This is a genomic window from Streptomyces sp. NPDC018263, from assembly GCF_055562575.1.
Genome location: NZ_JBVHFA010000007.1, coordinates 290,096 through 304,115 on the forward strand (window position 1 = coordinate 290,096; position 14,020 = coordinate 304,115).

The window sequence follows — 14,020 nt, forward strand, 5'->3', positions numbered from 1 at the left end:
CAAAACGCTCTTTAAGACGCCGTTTAATTTGGTGCAGCACGATGAGAGTGGCTGTCACAGTGATCGGTATGGATCTCCCTCCCGCCACAGTGCTCATCTTTGATCAGGACGAAGACCTGATTGTCTTCGAGTCCTTCGTGCACGCCACGAACTACCTTGAGGCGATTGACGTATCGGCGGGTGAGTACACGTCGGCGTACTCACCGGAGGGTCGCCTGCTGGCACTGGCTGCTCCCGAAGGCCCGCAAGGCTCGGTCGTTCTGACCACGACCGACAGAAGTGACCTGGCCGATTTGGAGCGGAGAGTGGCCCGCTACTGGCAACGTCATCAGATAGGCCAGCCCTCGCGTGATCCGCTGCAGACAGCCCGCTTCTTGATTGACAGGGACAGCCAGCCCCGCAAGGAATGGCTGAGCCGGGTCACTGGCCGCCTGCTGAGACGCAACAGTCCTGGGGACGAGCCGGCGGCACCGCCTCACGAGCGTTCCACCGGGCAAGGCGGCGGTGAGCGATGAGGGCTGCGGCGATGCCAACGAAGGCAAGGAAGTGCTCGGCATTGCGTTCGTAGCGGCGGTGCAGGCGTCGGCATCCGGCCAGCCAGGACACCGTCCTCTCGACCACCCACCGGTGGCGCCCCAGCCGTTGCGAGAACTCGATGCCTGTGCGGCGATGCGATGGCTGATGCCGCGCTTGCGGAGTCATCGGCGCAGATGGTGGGGGCCCTGACTGGACCGAATCCGACCGACCGCGGCAAGAACGGATCGAAAATCCACTTGATCACGGACCGGAACTGTCTACCCCTGTCGCTGGGCATCACCGGCGCCAACGTGCACGACAGTCTCGGCCTGAAGCCATTGGTGCGCGGGACCCCGCCGATCCGCTCCCGGCGCGGCCCGCGCCGCCGGCGACCGGCCAAGCTTCATGCCGACAAGGGCGACGACTACGACGGCACCAACCGCTCGATCAGATCGCCACGACGATCTCGCCGGCAGCCACGGCGGGAGCGACTTGGGCGTGCACGATGGAGCGGTACTGGAGTGCGGCGGCGAGAGTGAGCGTCCGTGGCGGTGTCGGAGCGGAACAAACGGGTGACGGCGCGAACGACGTCGGCATGCGCTGAGTCACCGTCCGGCCGGGCCTGGGTCGATCCTGCTAACTGGCCGGCCGGTGTCGGCCAGGCCAGGCAAGAGGTGGTCGACGATCGTGGTCTTGCCAGAACCGTCGGCCCTTCGATGACGACGAACAGGCCCGTAACGCGATGTTCAGCCACGATGCGCCTCCTGTTTCGCATCGCGATGGGGCACCACCGTATCCAGTCGAGAGCACTGAGCCGAGTTGCGGTCAGGGCTTCGATCGCGGCCGTCCGGAGCTGCCGAAGGGCGGACCCGGTACGAGGACAGCCAGCCGTCGGTAGGCGATGTAGTGGCGCAGCGTCGCGACCTCGACCTCGCCCCACGCTGTGAGCGCCTCGTTCAACTCCCCGTACGGGTCCCGAAGGCACTCGGGAACGTGGCCGGTATCCGTCGGCGAAGGAGCCCCCGCGACGCCGTCGCGCTGTCGAATACCGCGTCCCGCTCCCTGATTGCGGCGGGACGATGCCGTGCTCAGGGAGCCGGGCGTGGAGTCGACGAGGAGCAGGCTCAACAGGGCGCCCTCGAAGACCCGGTAACGCAGTAGGTCGATCCGTTCGGGCAGCCACTGCACGGCCACCCGGTCGGGGTGGGAGAAGCCGGCCGCGATGCAGACCACTAGCGGGCGGCGCCAGTCGCTCGACTCGGCAGCCTCCGGCCCCAGCAGCGCCCGGACCAGCGCTTCGAATTCGTGCTGCGCCGAGCGCAGCCAGGACAGGTGCAAGACGGCCTGCGACAGGACCCCGCTGTCGGAACCCTTCTTGAACTCGTCTGCGTCGGGTTTTCAGGGTCGACCGGCTTTATGAAGGATTGTGGTCAGGCGTGCCAGCCCCTCTGACCCGTAGCCGTCCGCGACAGCATGGTCGAGGATGATTCGAGCTGCGGTGAGCATGCCCACATCGATCCCGTGGCTGGTGGCGGTGTTGATGACGTGCGTGATCCCGGACGCGGCGGAAGCGATCGTGGATCGATCCCCGGGATAACTGCCAGTCTGGATCTGCTGGGCGAAACGCTTGATCATCTCCGGGAGGAGTCCGCCGATTCCGGTGGCGAAGGTCGCGAACCGTTCTGGCTCGATGCCCTCGGCCGACGCGAGAGCGAAGGCGTGCACGATGCCGTTGACCGAGGTGGCGAAGATGTCCAGGAGCGCGACCTCGTAGGCAGATGCCTGGCCGGGATCGTCCCCGAGATGCACCGCGGTGCCGCCCATGGCGGCCATCGTCTCCCGAGCGGCCTCGTAGACGTCGCGGGCGCCGCTGAAGAGGACGGTGGCAGATGGAGTGCCGATCGTCGGGGTCGGGGTCAGGATGGCGCCGTCCAGGTAGCCGATCCCGCGCGATGATGCCCACCGTGACATCTGGCGGGCCTGAGCCGGTTCTCCGCTGGTGAGGTTGACCAGCCACCGGTTCCCCCACCCCGCCTGCGGCGATTGTTCGAGCGTGGCCCGCACTGCTTCGTAATCCCTCAGGCAGGCGATGATCACTTGTCCGGCCTCCACCGCATCCTGGACCGAGTCGGCTGCCACGGCGCCCCGTTCGAGGAGGTCTCCGGCCTTTCCAGGCGTGCGGTTCCACACGGTCACCGGATGGCGGGCGTTGAGGAAGGCGGAGGCCAGGGCGCGGCCCATCGGCCCGAGGCCGAGGACGGTCACGGGTGTGCGTCGGGTGTTCTCATCAGAGGTTTCGACCATGCCCAGAACGCTAAACCTTCACATTGACGTCAAGGTCAAGCGCTGCTGGACTCTTTCTCATGAGGATCGGTGAACTGTCACGACACACCGGCGTGAGCCAGCGCTCCCTGCGCTATTACGAAGAACAGGGATTGCTCACCCCGACACGCCTGCCGAACGGATACCGCGACTATGACGAACACGCCGTCACCACCGTGCGACGCATCCAGATCCTGCTCTCCGCGGGACTCGGCACATCCGCCGTCGCGGAGATCCTTCCCGGCGCCGTCGACGACAGCGTCGTCCTGTCCGGGAAGTGCCCGGAACTCGTCGATGGCCTGGCGAAAGAGCGGCGCCGGATCAACGCGTCGATCGACGACCTGATCGCCGCTCGCGACATCCTCGACTCCCTCATCGGACGCCCACTGCAAGCCCAGGCCGTCCCTTCACGCTGAAGGCGATGGATATCGACACACTCGCTCGTGGGCCGGCCCGCTCCACCAGGTCGGTGGACGGGCCATCAGGTGTCAGCGGGTGTGATCAGGCTGTTGGTTCAGGGCCGGTGAGGCGGGCTTCGAAGTCGGCGACGCGCCGGTCCTGGAAGCGGAGGGTGGAACGGGCGGCCTTGAGTCGCTCGTCGAGGGCGCGGTTGTCGGTGGTGAGCTGGCGGACGTGCTGTTTGAGGCGGTGTTCTCGGTGGTGATCCGCTGGATGGCCTCCTCGGTCCGATCGGCTTGCAAGTCCCTTATATGGCTGGGGAGTTCACCGATGCGGGTGCTTTTAATGAGGACCTCGGCGTGGCCGGCCTTGAGAGCTTCTCCGGCGCGTTCAGGGCGCGTTCGCGCCAGGTCGCCTCGTGCTCGTCGTCCTGTTCAGCAAGCGTGCCGGGACTGGTGTTCGCCGGACTGTGCCATCGTTGCGGCGGTCGCGGCTCTGGCTTCGGGGTCGTCGTAGAGGAAGGTGCGCGAGACGTCCGCTCGGCGGGCGATTGCGGTGACGCTGACCTGGGCTCTCTCGCGTCGGAGCCGGGCGATGGCCTGGGGGACGCGCTCAAGAGCGGCGTTGGTCCTACGGCGGCGGGCGGCCAGGGCCGCCGCGGTGTGGGGGTCGGGAACGGTGGCGGTGTTCATGCGGCTTCCTGTTCGGGGCCACGGCAGATGAGCCCGCACAACGCCGGTGACGACGACGCCCTGATCGGGCAGGCCCTGGAACGCGCCAGCCGCGACACCACCAACCCGCCCCGCACCCTGAAGGGCCAGATCAGCTACCTGCTGGCCAAGTTGATGCGCCCAGGCGGCGAAGGAGTTGTACTTCCAGGACGGGGGTGCCGCGCTCAACGCCTGGACGTGAAACTGACCGGCATCGACTACATCGCCGCGCGGTTCTGAGGGAGGGGCGAGCACATGGTGTTCGGCAGCGACGATGAGCCGAAGCACGATAGCTGTCACATGGGCACGCTTGTTATCACCGGCGTAGTGATGAAGTACGTGTGGTGCGACTGTTCGGGATCACCGAGCAGACCGGCATGCGCTGCCTCGGCGTCGGCCCACCCGAAAGGCATCGCCAGGCTGCTCAGGTAGTCCGTCGGTTCAGCTCTCAAGCGTGGCGAGCCAGTCGGTCAGCAGGCTGTTGACCTCGTCGGGGCGTTCCTGCTGAATCCAGTGGCCGCAGCTTTCCAGGAGGTGGGAGGCCGACAGGCGGGGGAGGGTGGTGGGGTAGGCGTCGATGGCGTCGGACATCCAGATGGTGGAGGCGTCCAGGGCGCCGCCGATGAACAGGGACGGCTGCTGGATGGGAGCTCCGCGGTACGGGGCGAGGTCTTCCCAGTCGCGGTCCATGTTGCGGTAGCGGTTGAGGGCGCCGGTCATACCAGTGCGCTCGAACTCCCCGGCGTAGACGTCGAGGTCCTCCTCGCTCAACCAGGCCGGGAGCGGGCCGGCGGGGAAACGGTCGCGCAACTGACAGCCCAGGGCCACGAAGTGAGGGTCGGGCTCGCCCTCGGCGGGCATGGTGTCGGCGGACAGGGCTGCGTAGAAGCCTGCGAGCCAGTTCCTGACGTCGGGCTCGATCTCCGCCTCGGCACGGCCGGGCTCCTGGAAATAGGAGACGTAGAAGTCCTGCTCGGGGCCGCCGATCTGGCCGAAGATCTCGGTGGGGCGAGGACCGCCGGGTGGCGCGTACGGCACGCTCAGCAAGCCGACCGCGCGGAAGACTCCGGGGTGGAGCAGGGCGGAGGCGGCGGCGATGTTCGAGCCCCAGTCGTGGCCGACGATCACCGCGCTCTCCTCGCCGAGGGCGCGTACGACGGCGACGTTGTCCTCCACCAGGTCGAGCATTCGGTAGGCGTCGGTCGCGGCAGGCTTGGAGGAGCGGCCATAGCCGCGCACGTCGATCGCCACTGCCCGGTACCCGGCCGCGGCGAGGGCTGGGAGCTGGCGGCGCCAGGAGTACCAAGACTCGGGAAAGCCGTGCACGAGCAGGACCATCGGGCCGGTGCCCTGCTCTACCAGGTGCAGGCGCCCGGCGGGGGCCTCGACGGTGCGGTGGCGTGCGGCGGTCGGCTCGGATCGCATGGGCAACTTCTCCTCGGTTCACGGGCGGCCGGCGGGAACCCATCGATCATGCGGCGCTGCGGCCGCTCGGCGCGATCAGCATTGCCATTCTGGCAAGGTTGCAGGACGGAGCGGTGAAGCGGCACGGGGAAGGGGCGGGGACGGTGGCAGGTGACGACGTGGAACAGACGCTGGCAGCGATGGGGCCACGGTTGCGGGCCGTGCGCGAGCGCCGTGGCGTCACCCTCACCGCTGTCAGCGGTGCGACCGGCATCTCGCCCAGTACGCTGTCGCGGATCGAGACCGGCAGGCGCAAGCCCACCCTGGAGGTGGTGCTGCATCTTGCGAAGGAATACGGAGTCGCCCTGGACGAGTTGGCCGGTACCGCACCCGCCTCTGCGGCCGAGCCCCGCAGCGCGGCGCCGTACAGCTTCGGCGACGACAAGGCGGTGTTGCCGCTGACCCAGTACGTCGGCGGCCTGCACGCCCACAAGCACGTGCTGCCTGCCGTCGGGGAGCCGCCTGGGCGGCCTCGCCAGGTGTCCCACGAGGGCTACGAGTGGCTGTGCGTCCTGTATGGGCGGTTGTGGATCGCACTCGGCACCCAGGACCTCGTCCTGACCGCCGGGGACGTCGTCGAGTTCGACACCCGCATCCCCCACGGAGTCGCAAACGCCGGACCCGCCGGGCCGGTCGAGTATCTGATCATGTTCGGGCCTCAAGGAGAACGTCTACGGCCGCGCACCCCTCCAGCCGCTGGTCGCGGGACGGGGGACAGAAAGACTGCTGAATGAGCAGTTGCGACGAACCGCGTGCCTCGGCGGTGACAATCCTGCTTCGGGCGCCCGCATTCGCCACGTCACCCGACTTCTACCGGTGACAACTATCGTGCTTCGGCTCGGACGAACCGCTGGAGCAGCGCATCGACTGGCACCGCAAGGCGCGCGCAACTCGCGCTGCTGTTCTCCGGGGTGACGGAGGGGAAGGGGGCGCACGCGTTCACCATCACGGTGGCCCCCTCCCCGCAGCAGATCCTGAGCGGGGCCCAGCGGGGCGGGCGGGGTCAGCCGGCCGGTGAGTCGCTGACCTTGCCCACCGGGCTGACCTGCATCTTCCCGCCGTCCTCGCCGTCGGTGACGGCGAGCGTGCCCGCCGGCCACGTCAGGGTGACGTGCTTGGTCTCGTTCGGGGGCGTCACCACCATGTCGGTCAGCCGCACGCCCGAGCCGCCGCTGTTGTTGACCGGGAACGTGATGTTGAAGGCGGCGGTCTCGCCCTCCTTGAGGATCTGCGGCACGGCCTGCTCGCCGTTGCGGTCCACGGAGAAGGTGTCGCCCAGGGACGTCTTCAGGTCGACACCCGGGAAGCCGCTGATGCGGCAGTCGTTGCCGCCGCTGTTCTTGAAGGTGACGGTGACGACGCCTTCGGTCTTGTCCGTGGTGTTGTCGGCGGCGGCGGCCTCGAGCTCGTCGGTGCGGCAGATGTCGATCTTGCCGTTGCTGTTGTCACCGGTGCTGGTGTCGGCGCTCTGGTCGTTCCCGCCGGTGCCGGTGCCGGTGCCGGTGCCAGTGCCGGTGCTCTGGTCCGCCTGGTCCGCCCCGCCGGTGCCGCCCGCCTTGTCCGCCGACGCGGTGGGGCTGGCCTGCGTGCTGCCCGACGCGTTGTCGTCGCCGTTGCAGGCGGTGAGCGAGAGGGCGGCCACGAGGCCGATGGCGGCGGCGATGGCCTTGCGGGTGTGCAGCATGATTCCCCCGGGATGTGGTGCGGTCTGTGCGGTCTGGATGATGCCGTGGTGCGTGCTTATTTGTACCGCGCAGTTAGTTACGAGCCATCAGCGATCGTGTCCGTGTTCAGTCACAGGTGCGACCGTGCCCCCGGCGGCTAGGGCCTTTCCTTCGGATCATCTCGCCGACCAGATGAAGATGGCGGGTGTGCTGGAACTTCAGCGCGGCGGCCGCCTACTGCAGCGGACACGATCAGCGACCGCCAGACCGGGGTGCGGCGCTTCGCCGCGTACACCAACGCCTATCCATGGCAGTGGCCGGCGTCCGACCGGGACACCGATCTCGTTCGGCGGTGCGACGGCTTCTCGGGCCCGGTGCCGATGATTTTCGGCGGGCCGGTGGGTCTGTACCGGCATGACTGATGAGAACATGCCGGCGGTCGTCTCCCGCCGGGAGTGGCTGGACGCCATCGACACCCTGCGTGCCCGGGAGAAGGCGCACACCCGGGAGAGCGACGCGATCGCCGCCGCACGGCGGCGGCTGCCGATGGCCGAGGTGGACCCCTCGACCCCGCTCATGGGCAGCGAGGGCGAAGTCCCCCTGATCGACGTCTTCGAGGGGCGAACCCAGCTCTTCGTGTCGTATCACATGTGGCACGACGGCCGCCCCACCGCCGATCAATGCGAGGGCTGCACCTTCTTCACCGGCCAGGTCCGCGAACTGTCATATCTGCACCAGCGTGACGTCACCTTCGCCGTCTTCTGCCAGGGCCCCTACGCGGAGTCCGACCGCTACCGCCGCTTCATGGGCTGGGAGATGCCCTGGTACTCCGTGCCCGCCGAGTCCCACGAACGGCTCGTCGCCGACCGCCACTTCGGCATGAAGGCGTGCTACCTGCGCGACGAGGAGCGCGTCTACGAGACGTACTGGACCACCGGCCGCGGCGTGGAGCCCATGGCGCCCTCGTACGGCATCCTCGACATGACCGTCTACGGGCGGCAGGAGACCTGGGAGGCCAGCCCGGCGGGCTGGCCGCAGCCGTACGAGATCAACGGCGAGCAGTTCCGCGAGGACGGACGGCCGACCGCGCAATGGGCACGGATCGCCGCCGGCCACGACGACGACCTCGGCGGAGCGACCTCCCCGGCGCGCAGGTCAGGCTGCTGCGGCTGAACCGGGGGCGAGAGCCAGAGGGGGACCACCTCCGATGACCGCGGTGGGCACCCCATGTGCCCACCGCGCCCAGCGATGGCGTCCGCTGGACTCGATCCCGAGCGGGCAGAACAAGCCTCGGCTCCCGCCCATTGATCGGCCATCGGAGTGATCTTGACGGTCCGGCGTGGGCGGACGCGTGTTCTGCCGGCCGGCCCGTAGTCCGCGGGCGTGGCATGTCCGGGACCGGCGTCTGCCGCTCAGCGAGTCGGGTGCCGGGCGGAGGATACGTGGCCGGGATGCCGTGTGGAGTGCTCCCGAGCGGATATTCGTATGTCGCCGGTGGTCCGTGCGGAGCAACCGGCGGGCAGCCCCGGCGGAACCCCTGTCGGGACTTCCTCGAGTTCACCTAGAGCAAAGGAAGCACAGCGTGGGCATCATCGCCTGGATTCTCATCGGCCTCATCGCGGGCGCCATCGCCAAGGCGCTCATGCCCGGCAAGGACCCGGGCGGCTGCCTCGTCACGATGCTCATCGGTATCGTCGGCGGTCTGCTCGGCGGCTGGCTCGGCAAGGTGATCTTCGGTGTTGACTCCATCAACGGGTTCTTCCATCTGTCGACGTGGATCGCCGCGGTCGTCGGCTCGGTGATCGTGCTCCTGCTGTACCGCCTCGTGACCGGGCGGCGACGTTCGCACTGACCGCGACCGGCGGTCCGCGTCCGCGTAGCCGGGGTTCCTGCCCGGCCCCCGGTCGGCGAAACCGAACGGCATCGGCTCCGGGGTCCGTCCCCGCAACCGGTGCCGTTCGCCGTTTTCCGACAGCTCCCGGACCGCCGCAGATCGGCTCGATGGACGAATCCCGAGCCGACCGCACGGCGGGCGCATGCGGCCGGATGTCCGTGCGGCTGTCAGACCGCTGTGGAACCTGCCCCCGTTGCCCGGCGCCGTCTCGGAGACGCTGACGGCGCTCGTCGGCAAATGCGCTGCTCGGAGGGGGCTTTCCCCACGTGAGTGCCGACATGGTGGAGGAGGTACGTGGGACGAGGTCCGCGCGACGGACAGGGCGTGGACCGGCAAGAGGGTTGGCTGACCTTCAGAGCGCCGACCGCAGCCCGTCCAGTTCGGCGCTGATCGCTTTCCGGAGTGGGTCGTGCTGCGGGCCGAGTCTGGTGTGGTCGTCGCTCCATCGTTCGCGCGGGTGGAGCCACACGGGGGCACCGACCAACTCGGCCGGCTCCCAGTCGAACCGTGGCCAGATGTGTGCGTGCAGGAACGGCTCCGTGTTTCCCAGGATCTCCAGGTTGACGCGCCGGAAGGCCGGGTCCAGGCGGCGGCAGGCTCGCTCGACCGCTTCGGCGAGCTGGTCCATGTCGGAGAGGAATGACAGGCGCTTCGATTTCGGCAGGTCCGACAGCCGCTGCACATCCGGCTCGTCGACCAGCAGGACCGAGTAGCCGGGCAGGAACTGGACGTCCCCGATCACCGCGAACCCCGCCGTCAGCCGTCGCAGTACGGTCGGGTTCTCGCCTCTCAGCGCGGCCCCGATCCGGTCCGTCCGCCAGTCATCGCCAGGGCCGCCGAGATTCACCGGGACACCCCCGCCCGCCACTGCTCGAACGCCGTGAAGTGCTCCAGCAGCGTGGCGAGATGGTGCTCCCCCTCGGCGTAGAGGGAGCCGATGTGGGAGAGGGGGACGACGGCGGGCAGCGGGGCCTCGCCCGCTTCCTCGTCGGTGGTGAGCGCGTCGGTCTCCGCGGGGCTCAGGCGGTCGCGGGGGTAGGTGAGGCGGGGGGAGCCGGGCCAGTCCTCGCCGGGGTGGGGGCCGTCGGGGGACCAGGCCCAGATGGCGCCGTGGTGGCGGACGGCGATCTCGCCCAGGTACCAGGCGGCCGCCATGAGGGTGGGGTCGTCCGGGTGCTCGTAGATGTCCTCCCAGGTGCCGTAGCGGGAGCGCAGGAGCCGTTCGAGGCGGTCGAGGGAGGCGGAGGAGTAGTCCCAGTCGCCGCCGGCCCCGGAGGCCAGGGAGTCGAAGGCGGTGCGCGCGGCTTCCAGCCATGCGTCCAGGCGCGGGTTGTGGTGCCAGGCGGGGTCGTCGATGCTGCGCATGACCCTGACTCTACGACCCGCACGACCGGTACGACCGGATGTAACGATCCTGTGTGCGGCGGGAGTTGACGCAGACACGCAACGCGAAGCGATGGCTAGAGTGAGGAACTCGGCGCCACAGTCACGGGGGCCCTGGCGCCGGCCGTGAACCCGTATTCGCAGGGCTCCCGTTCGGAGAACCCTCGTGACTCAAGTGATATCGGCGTCGCGCCACCGGGTGTGGCCGCGTGCCGCGCTCGCGTTAACCGCGGCGGGCGTCCTGACGCTGACCGGCCTGCCGGGTCTGCACGACGACCTCGCGTACGCGGCCAAGGGGAAGCGGTGCGACAGCCTCCCCGGCGTCACCAGCACCCGGCCGGGCACCAACAACCTGCCGTGGGACCGCGGCGTCAAGGTCCGCGCACCGGGTGACCGGGACTCCTACACCTACGACGCGCCCCGGCAGAGCTTCGACGGACTCACCCTGCCCGGAGACGCCGAGAACCCCACCCCCGAACAGGCCGCCCAGCGCGCGAAGTTCCTCGCGAAGTTCGACAAGCCCTACTCCTCCTACCCGGAGAACAGCGAGGAGCGGGTCTTCGCCCGGTACAAGAGCTACCTGAACAACGGGAACCCGAAGTACAAGACGTTCGCGGACTGGCTCGAGGGCGGCTACATCATGCCGCACAACAACAACAAGCGCGGCGCGGCCTACGAGACGAAGGTGATCAACGACCTCGGCCTGGTCGGCGAGGACTGGCTCTGCCAGGAAGAGATCGCCATCAAGGACAAGAACGGCAAGCCCATCATGGTCAGTGATGGGAAGGGCGGCCAGAAGCCGCTGGTGCGCAAGTTCGACGCAGTGAACTACAAGACCGGACAGTTCCTGGAGTTCAAGGCCGGACCCGGCCGCGACACCGGCCAGGACCTGGCGAACAGGAGATTCCTGGAGGACCCGCGCTTCCAGAACGGCGAGCTGGCGAAGAACGGCCGCATCTCCTACGTCAACGGCCAGTCCAAGGACTCCGCGACCACCAAGTACCTCGGCAGAATGGCCGAGCAGTACAAGGGAACCGACGGACAGCCCCGCGTACGCGCCTACGAGCACCTCTCCACGGACGTGCCCAAGTACAAGCCCGTCAGCTACAAGCACGTGTCCGGCACCACCAGGCCCGACCCGAACTTCTCCGCGAGCGGCAACAACCGCCTCGGCGGGGCGGCCTCACGCACCATCGGCCAGTCCCCGGAGACCCCGAAGGAGATGGCCGACCGTATCCGCCGGCTCGGCGGCAGCGGCCCCGCGCGCTTCGGCGTCCGCGGCCCCGGCGGCGTCGACTTCTCCACCCTCGACCTCGCCTACGTCGGCAAGCCCGTCAAGGGCAAGGGGCTGCCCTACGCCTTCTCCGCAGACAAGGTGCAGGACGAGAGCCAGGACAAGGGCTGGGGCGGCAAGGCCAAGGCCCAGCTCATCTCCGACTCCTTCTTCACCTGGCTCGCGCTCACGCCGGACAAGTTCTGGGTCAACCTGAACCCCGACCAGCCCGACCAGATCATGGACAAGACCTTCGGCAGGACCGACGCCGGCCGTGTCCTGCTCCAGGCCGACCTCCAGATGAAGCACGACTACGCCAAGGACGTCGACTACCGCAAGGACCCGGGCAAGCAGTACGCCGAGGCCATGCGCGCCGCCAACATCCCCTGCGGGGACACCATCCGGCTTTGGATCACCCCGAAGACGGCCAAGGTCCGCGCCGACGACGGCGGCCTCTACATCCTCGACACCCCGCTGAAGGTCAACGTCGACCACATCGACCGGGAGACTCCCGACCCCAACGGCAACGACTGCAAGCTGACCCAGGCCCAGCGCGACACCGCGAACGGCCTGCTCAAGCAGTACATCATCCCGAGCGTCGAGAAGAAGGTGAACACCTCCGCCGACTACGCCGACCTGCGCCGGGTCTACAGCGCCCGCGTTGCCGCCGAGTACGTCCGCCAGAGCGACGCCGAACAGGCCGGTGACTACCACACGGTCATCAACAGCGGCGACGTCTCCCGCTGGCCCGTACGTTCTCCCAACCGGTCGTGGACGCCCAAGCAGACCTGGGACGACTACATGAAGTCGTTCACCAAGGGCGACTACTCCCTGCCGTGCGAGGTGGGCGGCCAGCAGAAGATGTGCGTCATGGGCGGCGTGGACTTCGGTAAGGCGCCCAAGCAGAACATCAGCCGTGTGGAGTTCAAGGCCCAGCACCCGAACCTGGAGAAGACGACGAAGATCGCCACCGAGGGGCAGACGGAAAGCGCCGACAACGCGGCGCTGGCCCTCCTCGGCGGCGGCAGCGCGTCCGCCGGCGGCGGGGGCGGGACCACCCCGCCTCCGACGCATTCCTCCGAGCCGACCCACCGGCCCACCACGTCTCCGACGGACCACGGCAGCACACCTCCGGCGAACCACACCCCGTCGCCGGTCCCCTCCACCCCGGCCGGCGGTCCCACGCCACCGGCCACCCCGCCCTCGAACGGTAACGGGGGTGGCGGCGGTCTCGCCGCCACCGGCACCCAGGTGCTCACCGTCGCCGGACTCGCCGCCGCGCTCCTCGCGGCCGGACTCGGCCTGCTCTGGGCCAAGCGCCGCAGGGCCGGCCGGCGGTAACCGGTACACGGCACAAACCTCGGCCCCGCGTCCAAGCACCTCGGACGCGGGGCCGAGGGTTTCGCTAGCGCGCGCGTCAGCCGTCGCCGCGAACCCGTCGCCGGGCGAGCAGTTGGAGCGCGGCGCCGACGCCACGCCCTCGGACCGCTACGGCGCCCAGGGCTTGAGCATGTCCTTCATCGTGTCCGTCAGCGCGAGTTGCAGCAGCGGGCCGTAGGTGACGCGGCCGACGCCCAGGCGACGGAAACGTTCGAGGTCGTGCTTGACCGGGTGCGCGGTGGAGTTCACGGGGATGCTCACGGCGCCGGTCACCGCCGTGAGCAACTCGTCGTTGTCCTGGATGGCCACCGGGTAGACGCTGTCGGCGCCGGCCTGCTCCATGGCCCGCAGGCGCTCGATCGCCTCGCCGAGGACGGCGGCCGGGTCCTCCGCGTGCAGGAAGAGGTCGGTGCGGCCGTTGACCCAGACCGGAACTCCCGCCTCGTCGGCCGCCGCCCGGAGACCGGCGATGTAACGGGCGTGCTCCTTCGTGTCGCGCACCCGGCCGCCGTCCGAGTGGACGGTGTCCTCCAGGTTGAGGCCGACGCCGCCGGCTTCGATGAGCCCGGCGATGAGGTCCGCGGGCTCCTGGCCGTACCCGGCCTCCAGGTCCACCGAGACCGGGACGTCGACCGCCGCGATGATCGGCCTGACGGCGGCGAGCACCTCCTCGAAGGTCTGCCCCTCGTGGTCCTCGGCGCCCCGCGAGTCGGCGAGCGGGTGGCTGCCGATCGTCAGCGCGGGGAAACCGGCGCCGGCCGCCGCCCGCGCGGACCAGACGTCCCACACGGTCGGCAGTACGAGTGGCTGGTACTCGGCGTGCAGCTTCTTGAGGCGCTGAGCGCGCTCGACAGTGGTGTGAAGGCTCATGCCGAGGACGCTACCCCCGGATCGCCGCGCACAAAGCGCCGACGGGGCGCGGTCGTCGGGTCAGGACGACGGTGGCCCGTCGCGGAGCACGGCGCGGCGGACCTCGCCGGTCCGGGTCGTTGTGCTTCGATCCGGCGGCGGGCTC

Annotated in this window: 15 protein-coding genes and 2 pseudogenes; 8 read left to right on the top strand and 9 right to left on the bottom strand. The window is 69.0% G+C overall.

The annotated features are described in order from the left end of the window. Positions 1–68: 68 nt before the first annotated feature. Positions 69–515 (top strand): hypothetical protein, encoded by a 447-nt coding sequence (locus ACZ3HQ_RS21820; protein ID WP_467513232.1) that lies wholly within the window; start codon positions 69–71, stop codon positions 513–515. On the opposite strand, the pseudogene ACZ3HQ_RS21825 reads toward ACZ3HQ_RS21820, so the two are convergent. Next, positions 487–698: pseudogene (locus tag ACZ3HQ_RS21825) on the bottom strand (transposase); the annotation flags it as partial. The gene ACZ3HQ_RS21820 and the pseudogene ACZ3HQ_RS21825 sit on opposite strands and share 29 nt — an antisense overlap. Positions 699–716: 18 nt before the next feature. On the opposite strand from ACZ3HQ_RS21825, the pseudogene ACZ3HQ_RS21830 reads away from it, so the two are divergent. After that, a pseudogene (locus tag ACZ3HQ_RS21830) lies at positions 717–945 on the top strand (transposase); the annotation flags it as partial. Between the two features lie 396 nt (positions 946–1,341). Here the strand turns inward: ACZ3HQ_RS21830 and ACZ3HQ_RS21835 are convergent. Further along, positions 1,342–1,854, bottom strand: a complete 513-nt coding sequence (locus ACZ3HQ_RS21835; RefSeq protein WP_467513234.1) for a hypothetical protein — start codon at positions 1,852–1,854, stop codon at positions 1,342–1,344. Positions 1,855–1,914: 60 nt separating this feature from the next. After that, a complete protein-coding gene (locus ACZ3HQ_RS21840) occupies positions 1,915–2,820 on the bottom strand; it encodes an NAD(P)-dependent oxidoreductase (RefSeq protein WP_467513236.1) in 906 nt (301 codons plus the stop codon). Between the two features lie 59 nt (positions 2,821–2,879). Between ACZ3HQ_RS21840 and ACZ3HQ_RS21845 the strand changes: the two genes are divergently transcribed. Next, positions 2,880–3,254 carry a MerR family transcriptional regulator gene (locus tag ACZ3HQ_RS21845; protein WP_467513237.1) on the top strand — a complete coding sequence of 125 codons (375 nt, stop codon included), beginning with the start codon at positions 2,880–2,882 and terminating at the stop codon, positions 3,252–3,254. 417 nt (positions 3,255–3,671) lie between these two features. Here ACZ3HQ_RS21845 and ACZ3HQ_RS21850 read toward each other — a convergent pair whose 3' ends face one another. Then, positions 3,672–3,929: a DUF6262 family protein gene (locus ACZ3HQ_RS21850; protein ID WP_467513239.1), complete on the bottom strand. Its 258-nt coding sequence runs from the start codon at positions 3,927–3,929 to the stop codon at positions 3,672–3,674. Between the two features lie 27 nt (positions 3,930–3,956). Between ACZ3HQ_RS21850 and ACZ3HQ_RS21855 the strand changes: the two genes are divergently transcribed. Next, positions 3,957–4,187 (top strand): hypothetical protein, encoded by a 231-nt coding sequence (locus ACZ3HQ_RS21855; RefSeq protein WP_467513241.1) that lies wholly within the window; start codon positions 3,957–3,959, stop codon positions 4,185–4,187. A 201-nt stretch (positions 4,188–4,388) separates the two neighbouring features. Here the strand turns inward: ACZ3HQ_RS21855 and ACZ3HQ_RS21860 are convergent, their stop codons facing one another. Further along, on the bottom strand, positions 4,389–5,372 hold the full coding sequence (locus tag ACZ3HQ_RS21860; RefSeq protein WP_467513243.1) for an alpha/beta fold hydrolase: 984 nt from the start codon (positions 5,370–5,372) through the stop codon (positions 4,389–4,391). A gap of 143 nt (positions 5,373–5,515) precedes the next feature. Here ACZ3HQ_RS21860 and ACZ3HQ_RS21865 point away from each other — a divergent pair, with 143 nt between their 5' ends. Beyond that, complete coding sequence (locus ACZ3HQ_RS21865; protein ID WP_467513245.1) at positions 5,516–6,145, top strand: helix-turn-helix domain-containing protein; 630 nt, start codon at positions 5,516–5,518, stop codon at positions 6,143–6,145. A gap of 269 nt (positions 6,146–6,414) precedes the next feature. Here the strand turns inward: ACZ3HQ_RS21865 and ACZ3HQ_RS21870 are convergent, their stop codons facing one another. Then, a complete protein-coding gene (locus ACZ3HQ_RS21870; protein WP_467513247.1) occupies positions 6,415–7,095 on the bottom strand; it encodes a DUF4232 domain-containing protein in 681 nt (226 codons plus the stop codon). 394 nt (positions 7,096–7,489) lie between these two features. Here ACZ3HQ_RS21870 and ACZ3HQ_RS21875 point away from each other — a divergent pair, with 394 nt between their 5' ends. After that, entirely contained in the window at positions 7,490–8,248 is a 759-nt protein-coding gene (locus ACZ3HQ_RS21875; RefSeq protein ID WP_467513249.1) for a DUF899 family protein, read from the top strand. A 409-nt stretch (positions 8,249–8,657) separates the two neighbouring features. Further along, positions 8,658–8,927, top strand: a complete 270-nt coding sequence (locus ACZ3HQ_RS21880) for a GlsB/YeaQ/YmgE family stress response membrane protein (protein WP_467513251.1) — start codon at positions 8,658–8,660, stop codon at positions 8,925–8,927. Positions 8,928–9,321: 394 nt separating this feature from the next. Here ACZ3HQ_RS21880 and ACZ3HQ_RS21885 read toward each other — a convergent pair whose 3' ends face one another. Together ACZ3HQ_RS21885 and ACZ3HQ_RS21890 are read right to left on the bottom strand one after the other, a co-directional pair. Then, positions 9,322–9,816 carry a diadenosine tetraphosphate hydrolase gene (locus ACZ3HQ_RS21885; RefSeq protein WP_467513253.1) on the bottom strand — a complete coding sequence of 165 codons (495 nt, stop codon included), beginning with the start codon at positions 9,814–9,816 and terminating at the stop codon, positions 9,322–9,324. Then, on the bottom strand, positions 9,813–10,334 hold the full coding sequence (locus tag ACZ3HQ_RS21890) for a hypothetical protein (RefSeq protein WP_467513254.1): 522 nt from the start codon (positions 10,332–10,334) through the stop codon (positions 9,813–9,815). Before ACZ3HQ_RS21890 ends, ACZ3HQ_RS21885 begins: the two co-directional genes overlap by 4 nt. Before the next feature lie 184 nt (positions 10,335–10,518). Here ACZ3HQ_RS21890 and ACZ3HQ_RS21895 point away from each other — a divergent pair, with 184 nt between their 5' ends. Beyond that, a complete protein-coding gene (locus ACZ3HQ_RS21895; protein WP_467513256.1) occupies positions 10,519–12,966 on the top strand; it encodes a hypothetical protein in 2,448 nt (815 codons plus the stop codon). A 147-nt stretch (positions 12,967–13,113) separates the two neighbouring features. Here the strand turns inward: ACZ3HQ_RS21895 and ACZ3HQ_RS21900 are convergent, their stop codons facing one another. After that, the gene (locus tag ACZ3HQ_RS21900) at positions 13,114–13,875 is read right to left on the bottom strand and encodes an isocitrate lyase/PEP mutase family protein (RefSeq protein WP_467513257.1); all 762 of its coding nucleotides are present in this window, start codon (positions 13,873–13,875) and stop codon (positions 13,114–13,116) included. Between the last annotated feature and the right edge of the window lie 145 nt (positions 13,876–14,020).

What these genes read in the sequence shown, in the direction of transcription:
- ACZ3HQ_RS21820 (WP_467513232.1), top strand. Translation starts at nt 69, where the DNA reads ATGGATCTCCCTCCCGCCACAGTGCTCATCTTTGATCAGGACGAAGAC.
- ACZ3HQ_RS21840 (WP_467513236.1), bottom strand. Translation starts at nt 2,820, where the DNA reads ATGGTCGAAACCTCTGATGAGAACACCCGACGCACACCCGTGACCGTC.
- ACZ3HQ_RS21845 (WP_467513237.1), top strand. Translation starts at nt 2,880, where the DNA reads ATGAGGATCGGTGAACTGTCACGACACACCGGCGTGAGCCAGCGCTCC.
- ACZ3HQ_RS21850 (WP_467513239.1), bottom strand. Translation starts at nt 3,929, where the DNA reads ATGAACACCGCCACCGTTCCCGACCCCCACACCGCGGCGGCCCTGGCC.
- ACZ3HQ_RS21855 (WP_467513241.1), top strand. Translation starts at nt 3,957, where the DNA reads ATGAGCCCGCACAACGCCGGTGACGACGACGCCCTGATCGGGCAGGCC.
- ACZ3HQ_RS21860 (WP_467513243.1), bottom strand. Translation starts at nt 5,372, where the DNA reads ATGCGATCCGAGCCGACCGCCGCACGCCACCGCACCGTCGAGGCCCCC.
- ACZ3HQ_RS21870 (WP_467513247.1), bottom strand. Translation starts at nt 7,095, where the DNA reads ATGCTGCACACCCGCAAGGCCATCGCCGCCGCCATCGGCCTCGTGGCC.
- ACZ3HQ_RS21875 (WP_467513249.1), top strand. Translation starts at nt 7,490, where the DNA reads ATGACTGATGAGAACATGCCGGCGGTCGTCTCCCGCCGGGAGTGGCTG.
- ACZ3HQ_RS21890 (WP_467513254.1), bottom strand. Translation starts at nt 10,334, where the DNA reads ATGCGCAGCATCGACGACCCCGCCTGGCACCACAACCCGCGCCTGGAC.
- ACZ3HQ_RS21900 (WP_467513257.1), bottom strand. Translation starts at nt 13,875, where the DNA reads ATGAGCCTTCACACCACTGTCGAGCGCGCTCAGCGCCTCAAGAAGCTG.